Raw genomic sequence first — 26,924 nt, forward strand, 5'->3', positions numbered from 1 at the left:
GACGCCTCGTCAGCGTTGGTAAGGGCTGGTCAGGGTGGTGGGGGTGGTCAGGTCGCGCTGGGCCTGCTGGACGCTCAGGCTTTCCGCGTGCTCGTAGCGAAGGCGCCGGACACGGCCGGTCATGGCGACATCGTGCAGGGCGGAGATCAGGCGCTCGTCCATGCCACGGCTTGCCCGGCGTTCGTGTCGCCGACTCGCGGCGAGCCCGGATGCCCAGATGCCCAGATGCCCGGATGCCTGGGTGCCGGAGGTCGAGCGGGGGTCAGGGGCGGCGGTGGAGGAGGCGGAGGGCCTTTTCCTTTTCGAAGTCGAGGGCTCGGGTGGGCGGTGCGGAGAGGCGGCCTATACGTTCGCCCAGTTCGCGTACCCGGGCCTGGACCTCGGGCTCCGCGAGGACGCGGAGGCCGAAGGCCAGTTCGGCGGGGCCCACGTCGTAGCGTTTCTCCAGTGTCAGGGCGAGGGCCACGGCGCGGAGCTCGGTGTCGCCGAAGCGGCGGTGGCCGCTCTGCTCGCGGGTCGGCGGCAGCAGGCCCAGGGCCTCGCGGTAGCGGAGCATGCGGGGCGAGGTGCCGAGCCGCCGGGCGGCCTCCGTGATGCGCATGGGGGCAATTCTGACAAATTAGTGTTAGAAAGTCGCCCTCAGGCGTGCTTTGGGCTTCGGGGCGCGCCTAGACTCGCGGGCAGACCCACGGGCGCGGTCGGCACTGATCCACCGTCGATCCCCGATCAACACCGCCGATCACACGCGGACGCAAGGAGCAACGAAAGCATGGACTACAAGGTCGCCGATCTGTCGTTGGCCGACTTCGGACGCCGGGAGATCCGGCTCGCCGAGCACGAGATGCCCGGTCTCATGGCCGTACGCGAGGAGTACGCCGAGGCCAAGCCGTTGCGCGGCGCCAAGATCATGGGCTCGCTGCACATGACGATCCAGACCGCCGTGCTGATCGAGACCCTGGTGGAGCTCGGGGCCGACGTCCGGTGGGTGTCGTGCAACATCTTCTCCACCCAGGACCACGCCGCCGCGGCGGTCGTGGTGGGCCGGGACGGCACCGTCGAGGAGCCCAAGGGCGTGCCGGTGTTCGCCTGGAAGGGCGAGACGCTGGACGAGTACTGGTGGTGCACCGACCAGGCGCTGTCCTGGCCCGACGGCACCCCGCCCAACATGATCCTCGATGACGGCGGCGACGCCACGCTGCTGGTCCACAAGGGCGCCGAGTACGAGAAGGCGGGCGCCGTCCCGTCCGCGGACGAGGGCGACCCCGAAGAGTGGGGCATCATCCTCGAGACGCTGCGCCGGACGATCGGTGAGCGGCCGGGCCGCTGGACCGAGGCCGCCGCCGCGATCAAGGGCGTGACCGAGGAGACCACGACCGGCGTGCACCGGCTGTACGAGATGGCCAAGGCCGGCACGCTGGCGTTCCCGGCGATCAACGTCAACGACTCGGTCACCAAGTCCAAGTTCGACAACAAGTACGGCTGCCGCCACAGCGTGATCGACGGCCTCAACCGCGCCACCGACGTGCTGATCGGCGGCAAGGTCGCGCTCGTCGCCGGCTACGGCGACGTGGGCAAGGGCTGCGCCGAGGCGCTCAAGGGCCAGGGCGCCCGCGTGATCGTCACCGAGATCGACCCGATCTGCGCCCTGCAGGCCGCGATGGACGGCTTCCAGGTCGCGACGCTGGACGACGTCGTCGGCACCGTCGACATCTTCGTGACGACCACCGGCAACTTCAACATCATCACGGCCGACCACATGGCCCGGATGAAGCACCAGGCGATCGTGTCCAACATCGGGCACTTCGACAACGAGATCGACATGGCCGGCCTGGCCCGCGTCGAGGGCGTCGTCAAGACCGAGATCAAGCCGCAGGTGCACGAGTGGCGCTTCCCCGACGGCCACACCATCCTGGTGCTCGCCGAGGGCCGCCTGATGAACCTGGGCTGCGCCACCGGCCACCCCTCGTTCGTCATGTCCAACTCGTTCACCAACCAGGTGATCGCGCAGATCGAGCTCTTCACCAAGACCGAGGAGTACCCGATCGGCGTCTACGTGCTGCCCAAGCACCTGGACGAGAAGGTCGCCCGCCTGCACCTGGACGCGCTCGGCGTGAAGCTGACGACGCTCACCAAGCAGCAGGCCGAGTACATCGGCGTCGACGTCGAGGGCCCGTACAAGCCCGACCACTACCGATACTGATTCTTATTGCGTCGCCCTCGGCGTCGGGCGCTGGCGCGCCCTCCTTCAACGGGCGGCGCCGGCGATCGCCGGCATCGCGCCCGACTCGCCTGGCGGCTCGCTCCGCGATCAGTTCCTCGCAGGCTCGGAACTGCCTTCGGACGCGGTCGCACGCCGGGCGCCGGGCGCGTGGTCGATCAGGTGACACTGCCGGGCGGGCTTCGATCCGCCCGGCAGTCGCTTATGAGGGGTGACGATGAGCGACATCGCGGACGCTTCGCTGGCGTACGAGGGCGTGAAGCGGATCGAATGGGCCGACCGGACCATGCCCGTGCTGCGGCAGATCCGGGAACGCTTCATCGCGGAACGCCCGCTGGAGGGGTTCAAGGTCGCGGCGTGCATGCACGTCACGACCGAGACCGCCAACCTCATCCGCACCCTCCAGGCGGGCGGCGCGAGCGTCGCGCTGGCCGCCTCCAACCCGCTGTCCACGCAGGACGACACCGCCGCCGCGCTCGCCCAGGAGTACGGCGCGCAGGTCTTCGCACGGTCGGGCATCGACCGCGAGGGCTACTACCGGCACATCTACCAGGCTCTGGAGACGGAGCCCGACCTGGTGCTCGACGACGGCTGCGACCTGGTCAACACCCTCCACAGCGACCGCACCGACCTGCTCGGCACGGTCAAGGGCGGCTGCGAGGAGACCACGACCGGGGTGATCCGGCTGCACCAGATGGCCCGCGAGGGCGTGCTGCGGTTCCCGATGGTCGCGGTGAACGACACCGACACCAAGCACATGTTCGACAACCGCTACGGCACCGGCCAGTCGACGCTGGACGGCATCATCCGCGCCACCAACACCCTGCTCGCCGGCAAGACGATCGTCATCGCCGGCTTCGGCTACTGTGGCCGCGGCCTGGCCGAACGTGCCCGCGGCCTCGGCGCCCGCGTCGTCGTCACCGAGATCGATCCGGTCAAGGCGCTCGACGCCGCGCTGCAGGGCTTCGCCGTCCAGCCGATGGCGCACGCCGCCCCGCACGGCGACGTCTTCATCACCGTCACCGGCAACCGCGACGTCGTCGCCGCCGAGCACCTCGCGGTGATGAAGGACGGCGCGATCCTCGCCAACTCCGGCCACTTCGACATCGAGATCGACGTCCGCGCGCTGGAGGAACTGGCCCACCAGGTGCACCGCAACGTGCGGCCGAACGCCGACGAGTACGTCATGGAGGACGGCCGCCGCCTGGTGCTGCTGGCCGAGGGCCGCCTGGTCAACCTCGCCGCCGCCGAGGGGCATCCCGCGGCGGTCATGGACATGTCGTTCGCCGACCAGGCCCTCACCTGCGCCTGGCTGGCCAAAGAGCACGAGGGCCTCGCCCCGGCGGTGCACGAGGTGCCCAAGGAGATCGACACCGAGGTCGCCCGCCTCAAGCTGGCGTCCATGGCGATCGGCATCGACACGCTCACGCCCGAGCAGGAGGACTACCTCCGCTCCTGGCGCCTGGGCTCCTGATGCCCCGCGGAACGTACGTCCACCTCGAAGAACAGGTCGAGGAGACCTTCCAGTGCGCGCCGGGCGCGGGCGGCTGGCGGTACGTCGGGCAGCGGTCCGACGGGATCCGTCTCGATCTCGTCGTGGACGGGCGGTGGCGGCAGATCCGGATGGAGCTCGTGACGCCCGACTGGTGGATCAGGGGCGGCGTGACCGGCCACGACCTCGACTGGGTCAGGGCGGCGACGGGCGCCGAGACCGCCACCGAGCACGGCGAACGCGCGGCCGGCTTCGTCGGCGAGTCGCCGGGGTTCCTCGTCGCGGTGGCGCGCTTCGCACGGCTCCAGGTGGGGGAGCAGACCGACGTACGCCTCGTCCGGCTCGGCGGGCCCGCGCTGTCGGCGCTGACCGAGCTGTGGCGGTGGCGGCTGGCGGGCGTCGAGACGCACGAGACCGAGACCGAGCCGCTGCCGGTCGAACGGTACGAGGTGACCGACCTGGCGACCGGCGAGGTCACCATGGTGCACCTCGCCGGCGACCTCGTCCTGGACGCCCCCGGCATCGAACTGACCGACCTGACGACCCCGCCCACCCTCGCCTGAGGGCTCTTCGATGGACGGCGCTGAAATTTCAGTCACCCTTTGATTCCGACTGAACGCGGGCCCGTCCGAACGCCGTTGACCTGCCGAAACACGGAGACATCCGGGTCATCGGGCGGATACCGCGGGCCATTGTCAAAGGCCGCGGCAGAGGTCATCGTGACGACACCCGCGAGCGCTCGTGGACTTCCTGTGGAAAACCCGCTCATGCGAATGGCAGGTGTCCCGTCACATGGTGATCCCCCGAAGATTCGCTCCCCTCGCCGCCGTCCTCGCGGCGTTCGTCCTGGTCCTGACAGGCCAGTCGAGCGCCGGCGCGGCCGCCCCCGCCGCCGAGCCCCCGTCCGGGCAATACCTGGTCACCGGCGCGACGACGGCGCAGCAACGTTCCCAGGTCGCCCGTACCGGCGCCGCGATCGACAACGTCCGGGCGGACGGCTCGGTCGAGGTCAGCGCGATCCCGTCCGAGGTCGGCGCGATCAGGAGACTGGGCCTCAAGGTCACCGCGCTGCGCGTCCCCACGCCCGCGCCGTCGGCGCCCAGCGTCGCCGCGACCTCGTACCACACCTACGCCGAGACGCTCGCCGAGATCGACCAGGTGGTGGCCAACTACCCGCAGATCGCGCGCAAGGTCGTGTTCGGCAAGAGCTACCAGGGCCGCGACATGGTCGGCGTCAAGATCAGCGACAACGTGGCGTCCGACGAGGCCGAGCCCGAGGTGCTCTACATCGGCAACATCCACGCGCGTGAACGGCTCACCAACGAGCAGGCGCTGTACTTCATCGGCATCCTCACCAAGGAGTACAACGCCACCACGCGCATCACCAACCTGGTCAACAGCCGGGAGATCTACATCCTGCCGATCACCAACCCCGACGGCCAGGTCTACGACATGACCAGCGACGTCTCGGCGGGCCGCATGTGGCGCAAGAACCGGCGCCCCAACTCGACCTCGACCGGCACCGACCTCAACCGCAACTTCGCCTACCGCTGGGGTTGCTGCGGCGGTTCGTCCGGCAGCGGGTCGAGCGAGACCTACCGCGGGCCCTCGGCCGAGTCCGAGCCGGAGACCAAGGTCGTCTCCAACTTCGTGCGCAGCCGGGTCGTCGGCGGCACCCAGCAGCTGAAGATCTTCCTGGACATCCACTCGTACGGGCCGCTGGTGTTGTGGCCGTTCGGCTACACCTACTCCAACACCGTGCCCGGCGCGATGTCGGTGGACGAGGAGGCCGCGCACCGCACCATCGGCCGCGAACTGGCCTCGACGAACGGGTACACGCCCGAACAGGCCAGCGACCTCTACATCACCGACGGGACGACCGACGACTGGACGTGGGGCAACCAGCGCATCTTCTCGTACACCTTCGAACTCGGCGGCGGCAGCTTCTACCCGGCCGTCTCCCAGATCGACACCCTCATCACCCGCAACCGTGAGGCCCTCCTGAGGCTCACCGAGTACGCCGACTGCCCGTACCGGTCCATCGGCAAGCAGCAGCAGTACTGCGGCACGCCCTAAGCCCCGCCTGGCCGTCTTCCCACCGGGCCCCGACCCGGGTCATCCGGTGGGAAGCGGTCAGGGGTGCTGCTCGGGCGGCGGATAGGGCGGCTGCTGCTGGGCCTGCTGCCCGTACGGCTGCTGCCCCGGCGGTCGCCCATAAGGATGCGGGTGAGGCGGCGGCTGTTGCGGCTGCTGTTGTTGCTGTTGCGGCGCGTACGGCCCCTGCTGCGCGTACGGAGGCTGCTGTGTGTACGGCCCCTGCGGCGGATACGGCCCCTGCGGCGGGTACGGAGGCTGCTGTTGCGGCGCCCCGCCGTACGGCGGCTGCGGAGGTGCCGCCCCATACGCAGGACGCGGCGGCTGCCCGCCGTACGGAGGTTGCTGGGCCGCCGGCCCACCAAACGCACCCGTCCCATCAGACCAGCCAGGCCCACCGGCACCACCGGGAGCGCCGGGCCAGCCGGACCCACCGGGAGCGCCGGGCCAGCCAGGCCCGCCCGGCCAGCCGGGGGCGCCGGGGCCGCCCGGAGCGCCGGGGGGAGCCGGGGTCAGGACGTCCTGGTACGGGCCTGAGCCGTAGTTGGGGGGCGGCAGGAAGGCGGGACGGCCCGGGGCGGGGGCGCTGAACGGCGGGGGAGCGGGCGGCCCCGAGGGGGTCGCCGCGACCGGAGGCGAGCCCGCCATGGCCATCGCGGGCTCCGGCGCGGGGTTGGCCGGACCCGGCCAGGCGGCGCCGAAGTGTTGTCCGGCGACGCGCATCCGGCGGGCGCGGCGTTGCGCGAGCCGCCATTCGTCCCGGCGACGCCGTTCGGCCAGGATGGCGGAGAGCAGGATCTCGGGGCGCACGCCCGCCGGGGGCGGCGGGCTCACCACGGCGGTCACCTGGTCGGCGATCCGCTGGCCCAGCGCGTCGCGCACCTCCGGCAGCAGGTCCCAGAAGCGCGCCAGGTACTGCCGAGCGGTCATCGCGAGGTCGTCCGACAGCTGCGAGATCTCGAGGTTCTGCGCCCAGCCCGCGAGCTGCGGCGGCATCACCGCGACCGGGCCGTAGATCGTGGTGCTGGTCGTCCGTTCCTGGATCACCACGGTGCCCGCGAAGAGGTCGCCGAGCCGCTTGCCGCGCCTGCTCATCAGCGACGAGATCAGCGCCGGGGCCCCGGCGAAGACCCAGAACTCCAGCCACCCGGCCAGCGCGCGGAACAGCGCCTGCCGGAACCGGACCGGCCCGCCGTCGTCCGACACCACCCGCAGCCCCAGCGCCAGCTTGCCCAGCGTCCTGCCCCGCGTGGCCGTCTCGAAGACGCAGGGGTAGCCCACCTGCACCAGGACGGTCGTCAGGATCGCGATCCCGGCCGCCCACGCGTCGTCGGCGACCAGCACCGTCATCCGCGCCAGGACCAGCGCGAAGTTGAGGATGACCAGCTGGAGCATCAGGTCGATGAGGAGCGCCAGCGCACGGCTGGCGAGCCGTGCGACCTTGACCTCGACCGCGACGGCCTCACCGGTGACGAGCTCGGCCATGTACGTCCTCCAGCGTCGGGCGTCGGGCCCGATCGGCGGGCAGGGAACGAGTCCATTTTGCCCGGTCGGTGACCCGACACGTTACTCTCCCCAGGTGGACGTCGATGCCTATGTGGCCGCCCATGACGAAGAGTGGAAGCGGCTCGAGCGGCTGATCAACAACAGCCGCAAGCTCAGCGGCGCCGAGGTCGACGAACTCGTCGAGCTCTACCAGCGCACCGCGACCCACCTGTCGGTGGTGCGTTCGAGCTCGCCCGATCCGCTGCTCGTGGGGCGGCTGACGTCGCTGGTGGCGCGCGGCAGGGCCGCCGTCGCCGGTGCCCAGGCGCCGATGTGGCGGGACGTGTCGCGCTTCTTCACCGTGTCGTTCCCGGCGACCGCCTACCGGATGCGCTGGTGGTGGATCGGCTGCGCGGTGCTGGGCAACCTGTTCTCGCTGGCCGTCGCGATCTGGATCGTCAAGAACCCCGACGTCCAGGCCTCCATCGGCACGCCGGGACAGATCCGCGAGCTGGTGGAGAAGGACTTCGCCAACTACTACACCGAGCACTCGGCGGCCTCGTTCGCGTTCAAGGTCTGGATCAACAACGCCTGGGTGTCCGCGGTCGCGATCATCTTCGGCATCCTGCTGGGCATCCCGGTGATCTGGGTGTTGTTCCAGAACCAGCTCAACCTGGGCCTCACCGGCGGCCTGATGGTCGCCCACGGCAAGGGCGACATCTTCTTCGGCCTGATCCTGCCGCACGGCCTGCTCGAGCTGACCGCCGTCTACCTGGCCTGCGCGGCCGGGCTGAGGCTCGGATGGACGATCATCGACCCGGGTCACCGGCCACGCTCGCAGGCCCTGCCCGAAGAGGGCAGATCGACGATGAACATCGCCCTGGGCCTGATCGTCGTGCTCTTCGTGTCCGGCCTGATCGAGGGCTTCGTGACCGGCTGGGTCCACACGACCTGGCTCCGCATCGGCATCGGGGTCGTCGCCGAGGTCGCGTTCCTCACCTACATCTTCGTCCTGGGCCGCCGGGCCGTCCGCGCCGGCGAGACCACCGACATCCTCGACGGCCCCGACCGGGCCCCCACCGCCGCCTGACCAGCCCCCAACGCCGCCGCCTGGTCCGACCCCCCAGGCGCGGCGGTCAGAGGCGGCCGGCGGTTTTCAGGGCCAGGTAGGCGTCGGCCAGGGCGGGGGCCAACTCGTCCGGGGGAGCGTCGACGACCTCGACTCCGTACTTGCGGAGCTCGGCGGTGAGGCGGCGGCGTTCGGCGCGGGCACGTTCGGCGGCGGACGCGTCGTACACCGAGGCCAGGTCGCCGCGGGCCGCGGCCATCTCGCCGACGCGCGGATCCGAGACGGCGGCGATCATCAGCAGGTGGCGCGAGGTGAGCTGCGGCAGCACCGGCAGCAGGCCCTCCTCGATCGCGGCGGGGTTGAGGTCGGTCAGGAGCACGACCAGGCAGCGCTGCCGGACGCGCGACATGAGCGTGGAGACCATCCCGGCGGCGTCGGACTCGATCAGCTCGGGCTCGATCGGCGCGAGGGCCTGCACCATCGCGGTCAACAGGTCGGAGCGGGAGGCGCCCTCGACCCTGGCCCGCACCTGGCGGTCGTAGGCGAGGAGGTCGACCCGGTCGCCCGCGCGGGACGCGAGCGCGCCGAGCAGCAGCGCCGCGTCCATCGAGCAGTCGAGCCGCGGGATGTCGCCGACGCGGCCGGCGGAGGTGCGGCCGGTGTCGAGGACGAGGTAGATCCGGCGGTCGCGCTCGGGCCGCCACGTGCGGACGACCACGTCGGCGCGGCGGGCGGTGGCCCGCCAGTCGATCGAGCGCACGTCGTCGCCGTCCACGTACTCGCGCAGCGAGTCGAACTCGGTGCCCTGCCCGCGGATGAGCGCCACGTGCTGGCCGGTCAGCTCGCGCAGCCTGGCCAGCTTGGCGGGCAGGTGGCGGCGGGACGGGAAGGCCGGCAGGACGCGCACGGTCCAGGGCGCGGAGCGTGAGAGCTGGCGCGCGGCCAGGCCCAGCGGGCCGACCGAACGGACCGTCACGGTCACCGCGGTGCGGTCGCCGCGCCGGGACGGCACGAGCGTCATGTCGACGCGGCGGCGTTCACCGGGCGGCACGCTGATCTTGACCGTGCGCGGGGCGGCGTGCGCGCTCGGCGGCCAGGCGTCGCGCAGCCGCGCCTTGACCCGGCGGCCGCCGAGGTTCTCCACGATGAGCCCGACGTGCGCGGTCTGGCCGAGCCGCACGTTGGTGTCGCCGGAACGGTGGAAGCGCAGCGCGCGGACGTTCCCCGCCAGCGCCAGGTCGAGCACGACGAGGAGCAGCAGGGCGCCCCAGATCGCGAACAGCGTCCACCAGCTCGGGAGCAGGAGCGGGACGGCCGCGCCGAGCAGCGCGAGCAGCCCCAGACGCCCGGTCAGCGCCATCAGCGCGGGGCGGGGACGTGGGCGAGGATGCCCTCCAGCACGCCGTCCGCGGTCGCGCCCTCGAGCTCGGCCTCGGGGCGCAGCTGCACCCGGTGGCGGAGCGTCGGGCGGGCCAGCGCCTTCACGTCGTCCGGCGTCACGTAGTCGCGGCCCGACAACCACGCCCAGGCCCGCGACGTGGCCAGCAGCGCGGTCGCCCCACGGGGGGAGACGCCGAGCTGGAGCGACGGCGACTGGCGGGTGGCCCGGCACAGGTCGACGACGTACGCGGCGACCTTCGGGTCGAGGTGCACGCCGCGCACCGCGGCCCGGCCGGCGGCCAGGTCGCCGGCGCCCGCGACCGCGACGATCTGCGACAGGTCGCGCGGGTCGAACCCGGCGGCGTGCCGCTGCAACATCGCGATCTCGTCGTCCCTGGCCGGCACCGGAACGGTCAGCTTGAGCAGGAACCGGTCGAGCTGCGCCTCGGGCAGCGGGTACGTGCCCTCGTACTCGATCGGGTTCTGGGTGGCGCAGACGATGAACGGGTCGGGCAGCGGGCGCCCGGTGCCCTCGACCGACACCTGACGTTCCTCCATCGCCTCGAGCAGGGACGCCTGGGTCTTGGGCGGCGTCCGGTTGATCTCGTCGGCGAGGAGCAGGTTGGTGAACACCGGGCCCTCGCGGAACTCGAACTCCGCGGTCCGGTTGTCGTAGATCAGCGAGCCGGTGACGTCGCCGGGCATCAGGTCGGGCGTGAACTGCACCCGCTTGAAGCCGAGATCGAGCGCCTGCGACAACGTCCGGATCATCAGCGTCTTGGCGGTGCCGGGCACGCCCTCCAGCAGCACGTGGCCGCGGCACAGCAGCGCGATGACCAGGCCGGTCACCACCGAGTCCTGGCCGACGACGGCCTTGCCCACCTCGGCGCGCAGCGCCGCCAGGGCCTTGCGCGCGGCGTCGGCCTCCGCGCCGCCGGCCGCGCCCGCGGGTGGCGTGTCCACCGCGCCGGCCGATCCGGCGCCGGGGGCGTCGGCGGGGGATTCGCCGTCCTTGGCGAGCTCCACGGGATTGTTCACGATTGCCGAACCTGCCTTTCCAGGTCGTCGAGGAAGTCGGTGAGCCCCACCAGTTGCTCGTCGTCCGCCGGCTCAGGACCGTACAGCGCCGCGTGCACCGCCGCCTCGCCGGCGTTGGTGCGGGCCGCGACCGCGGTGATGATCTCGTGCGCCGAGGCGGGGTCCTGCGCGGCGCTGCGCGGCAGCCCGAGCAGCGGTACGAGCCGTTCCAGGGCTCCGGAGCGCAGCGCGGCGGCGGCCCGGTCGCGGGCGCGGTGGGCCCGGTAGAGCCGGGCGCGGCCCTCGACGGTCTCGGCGGAACGCACGATCACCGGCAGGGTCTCGGTGACCACCGGCCCGAGCCGCCGCGTCCGCCACAACGCGATGAGGACGACCGCCACGACCAGCTGCAGGGCGAACAGGTGCACCTTCAACGGGACGAGGTCGAAGAACGACTGGTCGCCGCTGCGGGTGCCGGCCGGCGGGAGGTCGGGGATCAGCCAGACCACCGACGGCCGTGCGCCGGCGAGGTTCATCCCCAGGGCCGCGTTGCCCTCTGCGGTGAGGTTCTCGTTGGTCAGCGGGGTCGCCGACCCGAGGACGGTCACCGTACGGCCGTTGGCGAGATTGGGCGGCAACTGGACGAGGCGCGGGTGCTCTTCGGCGCGGTAGCAGCCGATCGCGCCCGCGGGGAGCTCGTAGGTCTGCGAGCGGTCGAACTCGACCCGGCCCGCGAGCGTCGCCTCTCGCAGGGAGCACTTGGGGTCCGCCGTCCGCTCGAAGCTGCCCCCGGCCGGCTGGACGCCGGGCGCGACGGCTTCGAGGAGGTCGCGGGACGGCTCCACGAGCAGGAGGTCGCCGGTCGTGCCGCGGAGCCTGGACACGTCGGCCTGCGTGAGGCGTTCCGGCCGGGTGACCACCAGCAGGGACCCGGGGGAGGCCTGCCGGACGGCGTCGTCGGCGCCGCGCGCCACCGAGACGGACGAGCCGCGCTGCTTGATGATCTCGGCGAGCGCGCGGGTGCCGCCCTCGCCGGGCGCGGTGGGGTCGAGGTACTGCGGCGTCACCGACGGCTTCAGGGCGGCCAGGACGACGGCCACGGCGATCATCGCGAGGATCACCAGGGCGATGCCGCGGGACGCGCGGAAGCGGCGTCCGGCGACCTGGCGGGCCGTCGGCTCCCCGTTGCCGCCGCCCCCGTTCGTGCCTGTGCCGCCGTTCCCGCCGGTGGGCGCGCCTCCGGACGGTGCGCCGCCCGGCGCCGGTGCGATCGTGCTGGTCATCGCCGCTCACCGCCGCTGGCGCCGCCGGTCGTGCCGTCGCTGGTGCCGTCGCCGTCGGCCGGGACGTACGGTGCGCGCCAGGGGCCGCCGGCCGCCTGGAGCACCCTGGCCTCGGCGGATTCGGGCTCGGCGTCGTCGTCGCCGCCCAGCGGGCGGGGGCGGGCGGCCCGCACCCGTTCCTCCAGGCGGGTGAGCGCGGCGTAGCCGTCGGGCGTGCCCGGCCGGTCGCCGTACCAGACGTCGTCGAAGATCCGTACGCCCGCGGCCAGCTCGTCGGCCAGGTCGGGCAGGGCGTCGCCCGCCTCCGCCGCGAGCTCGTCGGCGGTACGGCCGGGCCGGGGACCGAGGATCGCGCGTTCCTCCAGGTCGCGGGCGATCGCGCGGAGCCGTTCGCGGATGGCCTCGCGCCACCGTCCGGCGGCGGCGTGGTCCTCGGCCGCGTCGCGGTGGTCGCGGGCCCGCGTGGGGGTCTCCTCGAGCAGGGATTCCTTGCGGGACCTGGCGTTGCGGCGGCCGCGCATCACCCACAGGATCAGGGCGATCGCCGCCAGCAGGATCACCACGATGATCACGATGGAGACCCAGCCGCCGCCGTTGCCGTGCGCCTGCGGGGCGGACGACTCCTCGAAGAGCCGGCCGAGCCATTCGGTGAAGCGGTTCCAGAGCCGTTCCAGCCAGGACGGGTCGTCCTGGTGGTAGATCGGCTTCTCCAGCTCGCGGCGGGCCGCCTCGCGGGCCTCGTCCCGCCCGATCGGATCGAGGATCATGAGCTGCCCCGGGGGGTGGTCGGCCGCCCGGCGTACGGCTGGGCGATCAGCGGGCTGGGCCGCCAGAGGTCGAAGAACCCGTCATCGTCCGGCCGCGCCCCCCGCCCGCCGGCCGCCGCTCCCGCCGACCCGGGCACACCGGCGGCTACGCCTTGCGAAGCGCCCACGGCGTGCGGCCCGTCCTCGGCCTGCGGAGCGCCCTCGGGCTGCGGGGCGGGCGCGACCGGGTGGGGCGGGGCGTCGTCGTCCGGGCGGGTGCGCAGGTCGAGGTCGAGGCCCTCGCGCCGCATGCGGCGGTCGAAGTAGAGCAGGGCGATGACGCCCGCGTCGAACGGGAGGACGACCGACCAGCTGACGATCCGGCCGACCGTGTCCAGGGCGATCTTGAGGACCAGTTCGGTGCCGTGCGGATCCTCGTCGAAGAAGATCGTGTCGGCGACCAGGAACGGGATGCGCAGCGCGAAGAACCCCATGAAGAACGTGATCATCACGGTCAGCAGCAACGTTCCGCACGTTCGCCACCAGCGGCGCCTGGACAGCGCGGCGGCCCGGCCCAGCGCCCCGGTGAGGCTCTGCCGTTCGAGCACCACGGCGGGAGCGGCCGGCACCAGCAGCACGTACACCCAGATCATCAGGCCCAGCCCGGCCGGGATGCCGATCAGTCCGGCCAGCGCGATCACCGCCGGGTGCGCCTCCGCCGCGACCAGGAGCGCGAACGGCAGCACGGCCAGCGTCAGGAAGAGCAGCGGCGCCACGATGGCCACGGCCGAGACGACGAACAGGCGGCCCAGCCGGGGCCGCGTGTCGCGCCAGGCCTGGCGGAGCGAGGCGGGCCGGTCGAACATGCTGCGGCCCAGCACCGGCCCCAGGAACCCTGACAACAGGACGATCCCGAACGCCGAGAGGGTCAGGCCCATGACCGTGAGCCAGATCTGGGTGCCCAGCGAGTTCCAGAACTCGCTCTCGGTCAGGCTGCTGCTCGACTGCGGCCCGACGAGGTAGTACGCCGTCAGTGAACCGATCACCTGGATCACCGTGGTGATCACCACCGAGAGGCCCAGCGTGGCCCGGGGGTGGCGACGGATCCCGGCGATCGCGCCGTCCATGATCTCCGAGATGGACATCGGCCGGAACGGGACGTCGCCGCCCAGGAGGGTGGCCTGGTCAGGCTCCCAGCCCTTCGTTCCCGGCATGTTCGGTGTCCCCTGCTCCCCGGTGTGATCGCGGCCGTTCACGTCAGGCCGCGCGGCGTTCAGGTCATCCTGTCACGAGCCGGGTGCCCGAAATGTCGATCAGCGGCGAAGTGGCGGCCGTTCCGGCGATTCGCCAATGTTCTGGAGTTTGCTGGACACTCCCGGTCAGGCGGTGGTCGTGAGACCGTGCAAATCCCGGTCAAGCAAGGGTCAGGCCCTTGGGCGGATGTCGACGATCCGGCCTCTGAAACTGGGCGGGGGTACCGCATGTGCCGGTGACGGTGGCCAGGAGGGGTCATGTACAAGGCAAACGCGGGTAACCTTGCACCTCAAGCTGTAATTTTCACCACCCCACTCCACCGAACCCCGACTTTGTGACGATGAGGGCCATGAGAGGACGTGTACTGGTCGTCGATGACGACCTCGCGCTCGCTGAAATGCTTGGCATCGTGCTGAGGGGCGAGGGCTTCGAGCCGTCGTTCGTCCACGACGGCGACAAGGCGCTGGAGGCGTTCCGGGAGACCCGGCCCGACCTCGTACTGCTCGACCTGATGCTTCCGGGGGCGGACGGCATCGACGTGTGCCGCCAGATCCGCGCCGAGTCCGGCATCCCGATCGTCATGCTGACGGCCAAGAGCGACACCGTCGACGTGGTCCTCGGGCTCGAGTCGGGCGCCGACGACTACATAGTCAAGCCGTTCAAGCCCAAGGAGCTGGTGGCCCGGGTGCGCGCCCGGCTGCGCCGCACCGACGAGCCCGCGCCGGAGACCCTGCTGATCGGCGACATCACCATCGACGTGGCCGGCCACTCGGTCAAGCGCGGCGACAAGCACATCCCGCTCACCCCGCTGGAGTTCGACCTGCTGGTCGCCCTGGCCCGCAAGCCGCGCCAGGTGTTCACCCGCGAGGTGCTGCTGGAGCAGGTCTGGGGCTACCGGCACGCCGCCGACACCCGCCTGGTGAACGTCCACGTGCAGCGGCTCCGCGCCAAGATCGAGAAGGACCCGGAGCGGCCCGAGATCGTGGTGACCGTGCGCGGCGTCGGCTACAAGGCCGGACCGGCCTGATCGGCCGCGCTCGCCAGGAAACCTCGGACCCCCCGGTGAACGGCAGGAACCCACGGCCATGCCGGCCATGACGTCGATCAAGCGGAACGTGCGGCGCGGACTCGTCACGTTCCGCCGGATCGTGCGCGGCGCGACCCGGCGGCTCTACACGCGCTGGCGCCGGTCGATCCAGGTCCGGGTGGTCACGTCCACGCTGGTCATCTCGGTCGTCGTGGTGGCGCTCCTCGGCGTCTTCCTGCAGCTGCAGATCACCGCGGCGCTGATGGAGGCCAAGACCAACACGGCGGTCGGCCAGCTGGACGAGGGCCTCGCCGCGGTCCGCCGCGACCTGGCCAGCTCGGCCGAGACCGGCACCCGGCCGGAGACGGTGGTCAACAACCTCAAGGCGCGCAGCGGCCCCTCCGGGCTCTACGAGGTCTACATCCGCGACACGTCCAACGAGTTCGTCGACGGCTGGACCACCAACGAGCTGAGGCAGGAGAGCGTGCCGCGGCGCCTGCGCGAGGAGCTCCGGCAGGCGTCGGCCGGCGCCAGGCCCGGCACGGCGAGCACCTACGGGACGCTCTCGTACAACGACCGGCGGTCCGAGCGCGGCCTCATCGTGGGCGGCCGCGCCGGGCAGTTCGAGCTCTACTACCTGTTCCCGCTCACCCAGGAGCAGAAGACCCTGACCGACGTGCAGCGCACCCTCGTGGGCGTCGGCGTGGTGCTGGTGGTGCTGCTGGCGGCGATCGCGTCGCTGGTCACCCGGCAGGTCGTCATCCCGGTGCGGCTGGCGGCCCAGGGCGCCCAGCGGCTGGCGGCCGGACGGCTCGAGGAGCGCATGCGGGTGCGCGGTGAGGACGACCTCGCCCGGCTCGCCACCTCGTTCAACGACATGGCCGCCAACCTGCAAGACAAGATCGGCGAGCTGGAGGACCTGTCGCAGGTGCAGCGGCAGTTCGTGTCGGACGTCTCGCACGAGCTGCGCACGCCCCTCACGACCATCCGGATCGCGGCCGACATGCTCTACGAGCACCGCGACACGTTCGACGACCCGTCCGTCGGGCGGTCCGCCGAGCTGCTGCAGAGCCAGCTCGAACGTTTCGAGTCGCTGCTCGCCGACCTGCTGGAGATCAGCCGGCACGACGCCGGCGCCGCGACCCTCGACGCCGAGTCCGTCGACGTCCGCGACCTGGTGCTGCGCGCGGTGGGCGACTCGCAGACGCTGGCCGAGCGCAAGGGCAGCAAGGTCGTGCTCCAGCTGCCCGGCGAGCCCTGCATGGCCGAGGTCGACCGCCGCCGCGTCGAGCGCATCCTGCGCAACCTCCTGGTGAACGCCGTCGAGCACGGCGAGGGCGAGGAGATCGTCGTCTCCGTCGCCGCCGACCGCGACGCCGTCGCCGTGGCCGTGCGCGACCACGGCGTGGGCCTCAAGCCGGGGGAGGGCCAGATGGTGTTCGACCGGTTCTGGCGCGCCGACCCGGCCCGGGCCCGCACCACCGGCGGCACCGGCCTCGGCCTGTCGATCTCGCGCGAGGACGCCCAGCTGCACGGAGGCTGGCTCCAGGCCTGGGGCGAGCCGGGCGTCGGCTCGCAGTTCCGGCTGTCGCTGCCCCGCGTCGCCGGCGCCGAGCTGCGCGGCTCGCCGCTGCCGCTCGTCCCGCTGGGCGCGGGCAGCGCCCGCCCCCTCTTCGCCGAGCTGGAGGTGAGCGAATGAACCTCCGCAGCCCTCTCACCCACAGGAACGTCCTTCGCGGAGCCGCAGGCCGAACGGACGCGACCCACGGCCGCACGCACGACTCTCACGCGGCCGCCGACAGCCGAGCGGACGCGACCCACGGCCGCACGCACGACTCTCACGCGGCCGCCGACAGCCGAGCGGACGATGTTCGTGCGGCCGCGGGCAGGCGGGCGAACGGGCCGATCGTCCGGCTGACGGGGTGCGCGGCGGCCCTGCTGCTGGCGAGCACGGCGTGCGCGACCGTGCCCAGTGGCGGCCGGGTCGTCTCCGGCCGTTCCGCCGACCGGGCCGAGCAGGCCGACGACCCGTACGTGCGGCTCATCCCGGTGCGGCCCAAGGCGGGCTGGTCGCCGGAGCAGATCGTTTCGGGCTTCCTGTACGCGTCGGCGAGCTTCGACGACGACCACCGGGTGGCGCGCGAGTACCTGTCGGGCAACACCGGCTGGCAGCCCGGTGCCAGGCCCGCGGTGACCGTCTTCCAGGACCGCCGCTTCGCACCGCGCATCGACAAGATGAGCGAGACCCAGGCCACCGTGAAGGTCGCCGGCGACCAGCTCGGCGCGATCCTGCCGGAGGGCCAGTACACCGCCGACCCCAAGCGGGTCGAGGTCAGCTTCGAGCTGACCAAGACCCAGCAGGGCGCGTGGCGGATCACCGGCCTGCCGCCGGAGGTGCGCGCCAGCCTGCTGCTGACCAAGGCGGACGTCGACCGCGCGTTCCGCACCATGAACCTCTACTTCTTCACGCCCGACCAGCAGCAGCTCGTGCCCAACGGGATCTTCCTGCCGCTGGCCAACCGGCGGCACCTGGCCACCCACCTGGTGCGCGCGCTGCTCACCGGGCCCACGTCCTGGCTGAGCCCGGCGGTCAAGAGCGCCTTCCCGGCCGACACCAAGCTGGTCGGCGACGTCCACATCGACAAGGACATCGCCACCGTCAACCTCAGCGGCCAGGCCCGCGCCGGTGATCCCGAGCGCATGTCCGCCCAGCTCAGCTGGACGTTGCGGCAGCTGTCCGACATCAAGCAGTGGCGGCTGCGGATCGACGGCGAGGAGATCGCGCCCGAGGGCCACGACGAGACTCAGCCGATCCGGTCGTGGCAGGAGTACAACCCCGACGGCCAGCTGAGCGAGGAGAAGGAGAGCACCGAGACCCCGTACTTCATCGGGTCCAAGGGGCAGTTCAGCGGCCTGCTGTCCGGCAAGGAGAACCCGCTGTGGACCGGCCTGGCCTACCGCCTGGCCCGGCCGGCGGCGTCCCCGGACAAGCTCGAGGTCGCCGGTCTCAGCCCCGAAGGGGACAAGGTCCTCTACAGCGACAAGCTGCCCTCGGCGACGAACCTGCAGACGTTGCTGACGTCCCAGCAGCCCGGCTCGCGCTTCACCCCGCCGACCTGGGACCGCAACAACCAGCTGTGGGTCGTCGAGACCGCCAGGGACGAGTCCTGGTTGTGGGTGCGCAAGCGCGGGCAGAGGTTCCAGCGCGTCGAGCACTGGGGTCTCGGCGGCCGTGAGGTGCTCTCGCTGCGGGTCGCCCGCGACGGCGTCCGCGCCGCGGCCATCGTCAAGGTGGACGGCCGCACCCAGATCCAGATCGGCCGCATCGCCTACGACCCCTCCGGAGCCATCGACGCGGGCGCCTTCCTGCCGGTCAGCTCCGAGCTGGTCGACGCCAAGGACCTCGCCTGGCGCAGCTTCGGCACGCTGGCCGTCCTGGGACGCAAGGGCGGCGACTCCCAGGCGCTCCCGTACCTCGTCCCGGTCAGCGGCAGCGCCATCACCCCGCTGGGCATCGGCGCCCTCGGCGAGCCCGAGTCGATCGCCGCGTCCCCCGGCGCGCCCGTCTACATCGGCACCCGCAGCGGAGACCGTTCCCAGATCTGCCAGCAGCAGGCACCCCGCGACCAGTACAGCGAGTGGTCCTGCCGCATCAACGGCTCCGATCCCAACTACGCCCGCTGAGGGTTATCCACAATCGGCGGCGCCCCTTCCGCGGCGGCCCCGCGTCCGGCCAGCATCTTCCTCATGCACTTACTCCAAGTCCTGCTGGACCTCGTGCTGCCACAGCCCTGCCCCGCCTGCGGCACATCCCTCCACACCGCACGCGTCCACACCGCACGCGTCCACACCGCACGCGTCCACACCGCACGCGTCCACATCGCACCCCTCACCACCGCACGCGGTGATCCCCCAACCCCTCTCACCCCAGGCGTCTCACGCGCCTTCCTCGCCCCCCGCCCGGCCACAGGCCCCCTGTGCGGCCCCTGTGCCGCCCTCCTGGCATCCGATCCCCGCCAGGCCACTCCGACACCGGCCCCGGACGGTCTGCCCGCCACGTGGACTGTGGCGGCCTACGAGGGCCCCGTACGAGCCATGATCGTCGCCCACAAGGAACGCGGGCGCCTCGCCCTGGCCCGCCCCCTGGGCACCTGCCTGGCCCAAAGCGTCCAAGCCGCCCTGACCCACGCCCCGCCCCATGCTCTGGCCCACGCCCCGCCCCACGCCCCGCCCCACGCTCTGGCCCACGCGCCGAATCCCGCTCCAGGCGTGGTGGGGGTGGTGGCGGTGCCCTCGGCTCGGGGGGCGGTGCGGGCGCGGGGGCATGACGCCGTGCGGCGGATGGCGGGGGAGGCGGTGCGGGAGCTGCGGGCGGCGGGCGTGCCGGCGGAGAGGCTGGACGTGTTGCGGCAGGGGCGGCGGGTGGCCGACCAGGCGGGGCTGTCCGCGTCGGCGCGCTCGGTCAATCTGGCGGGGGCGTTCGAGGTGGGCGGGCGGGCGGCCGGACGGGCGGCGGGGCGGCGTGTCGTGGTGGTGGACGACGTGGTCACCAGCGGGGCGAGCCTGGCGGAGGCGGCGCGGGCCCTGCGGGCGGCCGGGGCGGTGGTCATGGGTGCCGCGACTGTGGCGGCGACGCCACGGAGGTGGTGACGACCTGGGAAGGGTGACTTTCTTCACTCAGATCGGATGATGTGGCAACTAGTGACGGTGCGTCACCGAATCCCGTCCGAGATGTCGTTGATCGCCTGAATCATCGTGATATCAACAGTCACGACCAGTCATCGTGTTGGTCGGGATTCCTCAAACTCACCCGATGGCCAGATGCCTGTGACCTGGGCTGGGGCGTTTTCCTTAACCCCTGTGTGCAGGGGGATGCGCGGCGCGTGAGTGTGGCCGAGGGAACGTTCGAGAGCGCCCTCTCGGCCTCGGGTGATGACGGTCCGTGAGTTTTTCCTGCGTTCACCCCCCTGACATTCGTGGCCTGAGGGGTTAGCGTTCCTGACATGGCACCCGCCCGGGTCCGTGGTTGCGTCGGATCGCAGTGCTCTTCGAGGGCACGGAAGGCGGTCCGGCTAGCCGATGCCAGGCGCAGGCGAAACGGCCCACGTAAGGCGACTTCTCGTCGACCGATCACGGTGCGCCTTAGAGGTAAGTCCTGCCCCATCGGGGGATCCGACATCCCCCGTGCCGGGAGAAGGGCAGTAGTGGCGAAAGCGCCGCGAGCCCCTCAGCAGGCGGATGTGGGGACGAAGACCAGGTCGGCCGGGCGGGTGCGACCCACCGAGATGTGGTGTTCGGCCAGGACGATCAGGAGTTCTGGCATGAGCGCGGAGTGCAATCGGGAGAAGGGGGGTCCCGCGTGGACATCATCGTGAAGGGCCGCCGTACGGACGTCAATGACAGGTTCCGGCGGCATGTCGACAACAAGCTGGCCAAGATCGAGAAGCTCAATCAGAAGGTCATCCGCGTCGACGTGGAGGTGTCACAGGAGCGCAACCCACGCCAGGCCGACCGGCGGGAACGCGTCGAGATCACCATCAGGCACGGCGGGCCGGTCATCCGGGCCGAGGCCGCCGCGGACGATCGATATGGAGCCCTGGACCTGGCACTCGACAAGCTCGAGTCCCGGTTGCGCCGAGACAGCGACCGGCGGAAGGTCCACAAAGCCCACCACGGCAAGGCCCCGGCCAAGCTCGCCACCATGGAGTCCCTGCCGCCCGAGGCTCTGCCCGAGCCGATGACCGCCGCCACCGCCACGTCCGTCGCCGAGCCCGTTCAGGAGCTCGACGGCTACGAGGAGGCCGAGAACACGACGGACGGGCACCTCGTCCCGATCGCCATGGACGGCGACTGTCCCGTCGTCGTTCGCGAGAAGTTCCACAAGGCCGAGCCCATGGGCATCGAGCAGGCCCTTTTCGAGATGGAGCTGGTGGGCCACGACTTCTTCCTCTTCCGCGACAAGGCCACCGGACAGTCCTCCGTCGTCTACCGCCGGCGGGGCTGGGACTACGGAGTCATCCGCCTTGTCGAAGAGTGATGTGGCACTTGCGTCACGTCACCGCGCCGATCATGTCATGATCTAGAAAGGCGTCAGAAGCACAGCCGCGGACGCGGTGGTCCGGGGCCGTCCTCGAAGACGGCCCCGGACCTCCCAGCGCTCCACCACGAACCCAAGATCACGCACTGTGAAGGGGGGAAGCGGCGTCTCCTCCACGTCGCGCCTCACGTGAGCGAGAATCCCGAGACTCGCGGCGCCGCGGCGGTACCCCGTCAGGCCGCCGCCGGCGACTCCACCGGCGGTGCGGCACGCGCGTCCCGCCGGAACGACGGCGAGGCCGGAAGCGCGTCCGCCGCCGATCCGATCAGCGTGCTCATCGTCGACGACCACGCGCTGTTCCGCCGCGGCCTGGAGATGGTCCTCCAGGGAGAGGACGACATCGAGGTCATCGGCGAGGGCGGCGACGGGCACGAGGCCGTCCAGATGGCCGGCGACCTGCTCCCGGACGTCGTGCTGATGGACATCCGCATGCCCCGCCGCAGCGGCATCGAGGCCTGTACGGCCATCAAGGAGGCGGCGCCCAGCGCCAAGATCGTGATGCTGACCATCAGCGACGAGGAGGAGGACCTCTTCGAGGCGATCAAGGCCGGGGCCAGCGGCTACCTGCTCAAGGAGATCTCCATCGACGAGGTGCCGCAGGCGGTGCGCGCCGTCCACGGCGGCCAGTCGCTGATCAGCCCGTCGATGGCGTCCAAACTGATCACCGAGTTCGCCTCGCTCGCCAAGCGCAGCGAGGAGCGCACCCAGCAGGTGCCGGCGCCACGCCTGACCGAGCGCGAGATGGAGGTCCTGCGCCTGGTGGCCCGCGGTCTGGGCAACCGGGAGATCGCCAAGGAGCTGTTCATCTCCGAGAACACCGTCAAGAACCACGTGCGCAACATCCTGGAGAAGCTCCAGCTGCACTCCCGGATGGAGGCCGTGGTCTACGCGGTGCGCGAGAAGCTGCTCGAGATCACCTGAGCCCGAGCCCGAGCCCTGACCCGGCCCTCACCACCGCCGAAGCCGTTTTGTCGGTGTCGTGATTTACGATCGCGGCGTGAACGAACTGACCGCCGACGAGGCCCGCCGTATTCAGCTGCGCGCTCAGGGCCTGCTGGGCGCCGCGGGTCTCGGCCATCGCCGTGGCGGCGTTCCGGCCCTCCTGGAGCATCTGGGCGCCGTCCAGCTCGACACGATCTCCGTGCTCGCCCGCTCGCACGAGCTCGTCCCGTACGCCCGGCTCGGCCCGGTCGGCCGCGCGGCCGTCGAGGACGCCTACTGGGGCGGCGGCACGACCTTCGAATACTGGGCGCACGCCGCCAGCATCCTGCCGATCTCGGAGTGGCCCTCGTTCGCCTTCCGCCGCCGCGCGTTCCGCGCCCGCGGCGTGCGCTGGCACAAGGTGTCCGACGACGTCTGCGACGAGATCCGCAAGCGCCTCCAGACCGACGGCCCGCTCACCACCAAGGAGCTGGGCGGCGCCAAGGCCGGCGGTGACTGGTGGCAGTGGAGCGACCACAAGATCGCGATCGAGTGGCTGCTCGACATCGGCGAGGTGGTCTGCGTCCAGCGTGTGGGCTGGCGCCGCGTCTACGACCTGGCCGAACGGGCGGTGCCCGCCGAGTTGCTCGCCCAGGAGCCGGACGACGCGACCTGCCTGGCCCGCCTCGTCGCGCACACCGGCCGAGCCCTGGGCGTCGCCACCAAGGCCGATCTCGCCGACTACTACCGGCTCAAGCAGGACCAGGTCGACGCCGTCACCGAGGCCGCGGGCCTGGTCCCCGTCCGCGTCCAGGGCTGGAAGAACGGCGCCTGGGCCGACCCCGGGGCCCTCGCGACCCCGCCCCGCGGCCGTCACACCACCACGCTGCTCTCCCCGTTCGACTCCCTGGTGTGGGATCGGGCCCGCACCTCGCGGGTCTTCGGCTTCGACCATCGCCTGGAGGCCTACACGCCCAAGGCCAAGCGGGTGCACGGCTACTTCGCGATGCCCCTGCTCTCGGGCGGACGGCTGCTCGGCCGCGTCGACCCCGGCCGCGAGGGCACGACCCTCATCGCCCGCCAGGTGACCCTGGAGCCCTGGGCCGTCACCCCCGCCCGCGTCGAGTCCACCCTCGAGGCCCTGCGCACCGCCCTGTGGAACGCCGCCGCCTGGGTCGGCTGCGACGCCCTCCGCATCGACCGCCTCGACCCGTCCCACCTGACCCCGTCGATAGACCTGAGCCCACCCGCCTGAGCCCACCCGCCTGAGCCCACCCGCCTGAGCCCAACGCCGGGCGCCCCTCAGTCCGGCGGGCGGTCGTGGGAGCCGGTGGAGCAGCCGTCAGGGGCGGCCGGGGCGGGCGTGGCGCCTGGTGGGTGGGCTTCTGGAGGGGGCGACGCGGGCAGAAGAAAGCCCGTCTTGCCCCTGGTCGGGGCAGACGGGCTGGAATTCAGGCGGGTGGATCAGCCGTGCGGCGTCTGGTGCGTGTCGGTGGCGATGGGCTTGTTGAGCGTTTCGCCGGCCAGGCCGCCGCGGCGCCTGTCGGTGCGCTTGCCGAAGAGCGAGTAGTCCACGATCTCCGGGATCTCGCGCGGGGCGTCCACCACCACGTCCGAGAAGATGTGCACGGCGCCCATCAGGACCCCGCCGAGCGCGACGACCGCCGCCCCGATCCAGAAGACGATCCAGTTCGGGCCGATGCACAGGGCCACTCCACCGATCACGAAGCCGATGAAGACGACCGTGACGGCCACCCATGAACTGGGCCGTCCGGCGTGGGATCCGAGCTCATCTGACATGTTCGCGCCTCCCCTAGGTGCACTTTAGATCTTCCGCGTCGCGAGGCAGTCAAACAGAAAGCCGCCTGGATTGCGCCGTCGCGTGAGCTAGACCATCCTTGGACTCGCCTACGATGGCATCGTACGTGTGGTGTGCGTGCCGCTGGTCGCGGTCAACCACGATCTGCAAGGAGCCTCCGAGAGTGCCGCCAGTCATCGATAAGATCCTTCGCGCGGGCGAAGGCAAGACCCTGCGCAAGCTCAAGAAGCTCGCGGATCAGGTCAACTCGATCGAGGAAGACTTCCTCGAGATGAGCGACGCCGAGTTGCGCGAGCTGACCGACAAGTACCGGGAACGGATCGCCGAGGGCGAGACCCTCGACGACATCCTGCCCGAGGCGTTCGCGACCGCCCGCGAGGCGGCCAAGCGGGTGCTCGGCCAGCGCCACTACGACGTGCAGGTCATGGGCGGCGCGGCGCTGCACCTCGGCAATATCGCCGAGATGAAGACCGGTGAGGGCAAGACCCTCACCTGTGTGCTCCCCGCCTATCTGAACGCGCTGTCCGGCGACGGCGTCCACGTGGTCACGGTGAACGACTACCTGGCCAAGCGTGACGCCGAGTGGATGGGGCGCATTCACCAGTTCCTGGGGCTCGAGGTCGGTGTCATCCTCCCGCAGATGACGCCCGAAGAGCGCCAGGCCGCGTACAACGCCGACATCACCTATGGGACCAACAACGAGTTCGGTTTCGACTACCTGCGCGACAACATGGCGTGGAGCCTGGAGGAGTGCGTCCAGCGCGGCCACAACTTCGCCATCGTCGACGAGGTCGACTCGATCCTGATCGACGAGGCCCGGACGCCGCTGATCATCTCCGGCCCGGCCGAGCAGAACTCCAAGTGGTTCGGCGAGTTCGCCAAGATCACACCGCGTCTCAAGCGCGCCGAGCTGATCAGCACCGCCGGCCAGGTGGACGAGTACGGCCCCGGTGACTACGAGGTCAACGAGAAGAAGCGCACCGTCGGCATCACCGAGGCCGGTGTCGAGAAGGTCGAAGACTGGCTCGGCATCGACAACCTCTACTCGTCGGAGAACACGCCGCTGGTCTCGTTCCTCAACAACGCGCTCAAGGCCAAGGAGCTCTACAAGAAGGACAAGGACTACGTCGTCATGAACGGCGAAGTCCTGATCGTCGACGAGTTCACCGGCCGCATCCTGCACGGGCGCCGTTACAACGAGGGCATGCACCAGGCCATCGAGGCCAAGGAAGGCGTGGCGATCAAGGACGAGAACCAGACTCTCGCCACGATCACCCTCCAGAACTACTTCCGCCTCTACGGCAAGCTGTCCGGCATGACCGGCACGGCCGACACCGAGGCGGCCGAGTTCAACAAGACCTACAAGGTCAACGTCGTGCCGATCCCGACGAACAAGCCGATGATCCGCGAGGACGTGGCCGACGTCGTCTACAAGACCGAGCAGGCCAAGTTCGAGGCGGTCGTCGAGGACATCGCCGAGCGGCACGACAACGGCCAGCCGGTCCTGGTCGGCACCACCTCGGTCGAGAAGTCCGAGCGGCTCTCCAAGATGCTCAAGCGCCGCGGCATCCCGCACCAGGTGCTCAACGCCAAGCACCACGAGCAGGAGTCGGCGATCGTCGCCGAGGCCGGCCGCAAGGGCGCCGTCACGGTCGCGACCAACATGGCCGGCCGAGGCACCGACATCATGCTGGGCGGCAACCCGGACTTCCGCGCCGACCTCGAGCTGCACCAGCGCGGGCTGTCCCCGCTGGAGACGCCCGACGAGTACGAGGCCGCCTGGCCAGAGGCCCTCGACAAGGCCAAGGACGACGTCAAGGGCGAGCACGAGGAGGTCGTCGACGCCGGCGGCCTCTACGTCCTGGCCACCGAGCGGCACGAGTCGCGCCGCATCGACAACCAGCTGCGCGGCCGTTCCGGCCGTCAGGGCGACCCCGGCGAGTCCCGCTTCTACCTGTCCCTCGAGGACGACCTGATGCGGCTGTTCAACTCGGCCCGGGTCGAGTCGATCATGACGCGCCTCAACATCCCGGACGACGTGCCGATCGAGTCCAAGATCGTGTCGAACGCGATCAAGTCGGCGCAGAGCCAGGTCGAGCAGCAGAACTTCGAGATGCGCAAGAACGTCTTGAAGTACGACGAGGTGCTCAACCGGCAGCGCCAGGTCATCTACGCCGAGCGCCGCCGCGTGCTCGAGGGCGCCGACCTGCACGAGCAGGTCCGCCGGATGATCGACGAGGTCGTCAACGGCTACGTCGCGGGTGCCACCGGCGAGGGCTTCGCCGAAGAGTGGGACCTCGAGAAGTTGTGGAAGGCGTTCAAGCAGCTCTACCCGATCTCGCTCACGACCGAGGAGCTGGCCGAGGAGGTCGGCGGCGACATCTCCGGCCTCGACGCCGAGACGCTCGCCGAGAAGGTCCGCGAGGACGCCAACGGCGCGTACGACAAGCGCGAGGAGGAGCTCGGCGGCGAGGTCATGCGCGAGCTCGAGCGCCGGGTCGTCCTCTCCGTGCTCGACCGCAAGTGGCGCGAGCACCTCTACGAGATGGACTACCTCCAGGAGGGCATCGGCCTGCGGGCCATGGCGCAGCGCGACCCGCTGGTCGAGTACCAGCGCGAGGGCTACGACATGTTCAACGCGATGCTCGACGGCATCAAGGAGGAGTCGGTCGGCTACCTCTTCAACCTCGAGGTCGAGGTCGAGGACCAGGAGGAGCAGGCCCCCACGGTCGGCGCCGCCCCGGTCGAGGTCTCCAAGTCGGCCAAGCCCGACGAGACCGACGACCTGCCCGAGGACGACGCCCCGCACATCAAGGCCAAGGGCCTGGACGAGCCGAAGCGTCCCGCCAAGCTCGACTACTCCGGTCCGACCGTCGACGGCGAGGGCGGTGTCGAGCACCACTCCGAGGACGCCGCCGACGAGTACGCCGGCGTCGGGCGCAACGACCCGTGCCCCTGCGGCTCGGGCAAGAAGTTCAAGCGCTGCCACGGCGACCCGCGCAACAACTGACACACCCCGAAA

23 protein-coding genes are annotated in these 26,924 nt (G+C 71.2%); 13 read left to right on the top strand and 10 right to left on the bottom strand.

Annotated features, from left to right (window positions below; translation table 11 throughout):
• Window positions 1-9: 9 nt before the first annotated feature.
• Complete coding sequence (locus ABZ810_RS07315) at window positions 10-162, bottom strand: hypothetical protein (RefSeq protein WP_358400397.1); 153 nt, start codon at window positions 160-162, stop codon at window positions 10-12.
• A 100-nt stretch (window positions 163-262) separates the two neighbouring features.
• Window positions 263-601 (bottom strand): MerR family transcriptional regulator, encoded by a 339-nt coding sequence (locus ABZ810_RS07320; RefSeq protein WP_358400400.1) that lies wholly within the window; start codon window positions 599-601, stop codon window positions 263-265.
• A gap of 168 nt (window positions 602-769) precedes the next feature.
• Between ABZ810_RS07320 and ahcY (ABZ810_RS07325) the strand changes: the two genes are divergently transcribed.
• From ahcY (ABZ810_RS07325) to ABZ810_RS07340, 4 genes are all read left to right on the top strand, one after another.
• Window positions 770-2,200 carry an adenosylhomocysteinase gene (gene ahcY / locus ABZ810_RS07325; RefSeq protein WP_358400403.1) on the top strand — a complete coding sequence of 477 codons (1,431 nt, stop codon included), beginning with the start codon at window positions 770-772 and terminating at the stop codon, window positions 2,198-2,200.
• A 235-nt stretch (window positions 2,201-2,435) separates the two neighbouring features.
• Entirely contained in the window at window positions 2,436-3,692 is a 1,257-nt protein-coding gene (gene ahcY / locus ABZ810_RS07330; RefSeq protein ID WP_358400405.1) for an adenosylhomocysteinase, read from the top strand.
• The gene (locus ABZ810_RS07335; RefSeq protein WP_358400408.1) at window positions 3,692-4,273 is read left to right on the top strand and encodes a hypothetical protein; all 582 of its coding nucleotides are present in this window, start codon (window positions 3,692-3,694) and stop codon (window positions 4,271-4,273) included. Before ahcY (ABZ810_RS07330) ends, ABZ810_RS07335 begins: the two co-directional genes overlap by 1 nt.
• Before the next feature lie 229 nt (window positions 4,274-4,502).
• Window positions 4,503-5,786: a M14 family metallopeptidase gene (locus ABZ810_RS07340; RefSeq protein WP_358400411.1), complete on the top strand. Its 1,284-nt coding sequence runs from the start codon at window positions 4,503-4,505 to the stop codon at window positions 5,784-5,786.
• A gap of 57 nt (window positions 5,787-5,843) precedes the next feature.
• Here the strand turns inward: ABZ810_RS07340 and ABZ810_RS07345 are convergent, their stop codons facing one another.
• Entirely contained in the window at window positions 5,844-7,289 is a 1,446-nt protein-coding gene (locus ABZ810_RS07345; RefSeq protein WP_358400414.1) for an RDD family protein, read from the bottom strand.
• A 94-nt stretch (window positions 7,290-7,383) separates the two neighbouring features.
• Here ABZ810_RS07345 and ABZ810_RS07350 point away from each other — a divergent pair, with 94 nt between their 5' ends.
• A complete protein-coding gene (locus ABZ810_RS07350) occupies window positions 7,384-8,379 on the top strand; it encodes a stage II sporulation protein M (protein ID WP_358400417.1) in 996 nt (331 codons plus the stop codon).
• A 46-nt stretch (window positions 8,380-8,425) separates the two neighbouring features.
• Here ABZ810_RS07350 and ABZ810_RS07355 read toward each other — a convergent pair whose 3' ends face one another.
• From ABZ810_RS07355 to ABZ810_RS07375, 5 genes are all read right to left on the bottom strand, one after another.
• Window positions 8,426-9,718 (bottom strand): DUF58 domain-containing protein, encoded by a 1,293-nt coding sequence (locus tag ABZ810_RS07355; RefSeq protein ID WP_358400420.1) that lies wholly within the window; start codon window positions 9,716-9,718, stop codon window positions 8,426-8,428.
• The gene (locus tag ABZ810_RS07360) at window positions 9,718-10,701 is read right to left on the bottom strand and encodes a MoxR family ATPase (RefSeq protein WP_358401688.1); all 984 of its coding nucleotides are present in this window, start codon (window positions 10,699-10,701) and stop codon (window positions 9,718-9,720) included. The genes ABZ810_RS07355 and ABZ810_RS07360 overlap by 1 nt, the downstream gene beginning before the upstream one ends.
• Before the next feature lie 71 nt (window positions 10,702-10,772).
• Window positions 10,773-12,038 (bottom strand): DUF4350 domain-containing protein, encoded by a 1,266-nt coding sequence (locus ABZ810_RS07365; protein ID WP_358400423.1) that lies wholly within the window; start codon window positions 12,036-12,038, stop codon window positions 10,773-10,775.
• Window positions 12,035-12,805 carry a DUF4129 domain-containing protein gene (locus tag ABZ810_RS07370; RefSeq protein ID WP_358400426.1) on the bottom strand — a complete coding sequence of 257 codons (771 nt, stop codon included), beginning with the start codon at window positions 12,803-12,805 and terminating at the stop codon, window positions 12,035-12,037. The genes ABZ810_RS07365 and ABZ810_RS07370 overlap by 4 nt, the downstream gene beginning before the upstream one ends.
• Window positions 12,802-13,998, bottom strand: a complete 1,197-nt coding sequence (locus tag ABZ810_RS07375; protein ID WP_358400429.1) for a hypothetical protein — start codon at window positions 13,996-13,998, stop codon at window positions 12,802-12,804. The genes ABZ810_RS07370 and ABZ810_RS07375 overlap by 4 nt, the downstream gene beginning before the upstream one ends.
• Before the next feature lie 389 nt (window positions 13,999-14,387).
• On the opposite strand from ABZ810_RS07375, the gene mtrA reads away from it, so the two are divergent.
• The 3 genes from mtrA (at window position 14,388) to ABZ810_RS07390 (ending at window position 18,749) form a co-directional block, all read left to right on the top strand.
• A complete protein-coding gene (gene mtrA / locus ABZ810_RS07380; RefSeq protein ID WP_151558308.1) occupies window positions 14,388-15,065 on the top strand; it encodes an MtrAB system response regulator MtrA in 678 nt (225 codons plus the stop codon).
• A gap of 67 nt (window positions 15,066-15,132) precedes the next feature.
• A complete protein-coding gene (gene mtrB, locus ABZ810_RS07385) occupies window positions 15,133-16,764 on the top strand; it encodes an MtrAB system histidine kinase MtrB (RefSeq protein ID WP_358400434.1) in 1,632 nt (543 codons plus the stop codon).
• Window positions 16,761-18,749, top strand: coding sequence for an LpqB family beta-propeller domain-containing protein (locus tag ABZ810_RS07390; protein ID WP_358400437.1), 1,989 nt, complete (start codon window positions 16,761-16,763; stop codon window positions 18,747-18,749). The genes mtrB and ABZ810_RS07390 overlap by 4 nt, the downstream gene beginning before the upstream one ends.
• Window positions 18,750-18,818: 69 nt before the next feature.
• Here ABZ810_RS07390 and ABZ810_RS07395 read toward each other — a convergent pair whose 3' ends face one another.
• Window positions 18,819-18,974: a Cys-every-fifth RiPP peptide CefA gene (locus ABZ810_RS07395; RefSeq protein WP_358401690.1), complete on the bottom strand. Its 156-nt coding sequence runs from the start codon at window positions 18,972-18,974 to the stop codon at window positions 18,819-18,821.
• A 186-nt stretch (window positions 18,975-19,160) separates the two neighbouring features.
• Here ABZ810_RS07395 and ABZ810_RS07400 point away from each other — a divergent pair, with 186 nt between their 5' ends.
• The 4 genes from ABZ810_RS07400 (at window position 19,161) to ABZ810_RS07415 (ending at window position 23,338) form a co-directional block, all read left to right on the top strand.
• Window positions 19,161-19,715 (top strand): phosphoribosyltransferase family protein, encoded by a 555-nt coding sequence (locus ABZ810_RS07400; RefSeq protein WP_358400439.1) that lies wholly within the window; start codon window positions 19,161-19,163, stop codon window positions 19,713-19,715.
• 709 nt (window positions 19,716-20,424) lie between these two features.
• Window positions 20,425-21,102, top strand: a complete 678-nt coding sequence (raiA, locus tag ABZ810_RS07405) for a ribosome-associated translation inhibitor RaiA (protein WP_358400442.1) — start codon at window positions 20,425-20,427, stop codon at window positions 21,100-21,102.
• Between the two features lie 324 nt (window positions 21,103-21,426).
• Complete coding sequence (locus ABZ810_RS07410; protein ID WP_358401692.1) at window positions 21,427-22,083, top strand: response regulator transcription factor; 657 nt, start codon at window positions 21,427-21,429, stop codon at window positions 22,081-22,083.
• Window positions 22,084-22,159: 76 nt separating this feature from the next.
• Window positions 22,160-23,338 carry a crosslink repair DNA glycosylase YcaQ family protein gene (locus tag ABZ810_RS07415; RefSeq protein ID WP_358400445.1) on the top strand — a complete coding sequence of 393 codons (1,179 nt, stop codon included), beginning with the start codon at window positions 22,160-22,162 and terminating at the stop codon, window positions 23,336-23,338.
• A 209-nt stretch (window positions 23,339-23,547) separates the two neighbouring features.
• Here the strand turns inward: ABZ810_RS07415 and ABZ810_RS07420 are convergent, their stop codons facing one another.
• Window positions 23,548-23,883 carry an HGxxPAAW family protein gene (locus tag ABZ810_RS07420; protein ID WP_358400448.1) on the bottom strand — a complete coding sequence of 112 codons (336 nt, stop codon included), beginning with the start codon at window positions 23,881-23,883 and terminating at the stop codon, window positions 23,548-23,550.
• Window positions 23,884-24,065: 182 nt separating this feature from the next.
• Between ABZ810_RS07420 and secA the strand changes: the two genes are divergently transcribed.
• Window positions 24,066-26,912, top strand: coding sequence for a preprotein translocase subunit SecA (gene secA / locus ABZ810_RS07425; protein ID WP_358400450.1), 2,847 nt, complete (start codon window positions 24,066-24,068; stop codon window positions 26,910-26,912).
• Window positions 26,913-26,924: the final 12 nt, after the last annotated feature.

The organism is Spirillospora sp. NPDC047279 (assembly GCF_040643285.1).
Classification (GTDB): domain Bacteria; phylum Actinomycetota; class Actinomycetes; order Streptosporangiales; family Streptosporangiaceae; genus Spirillospora.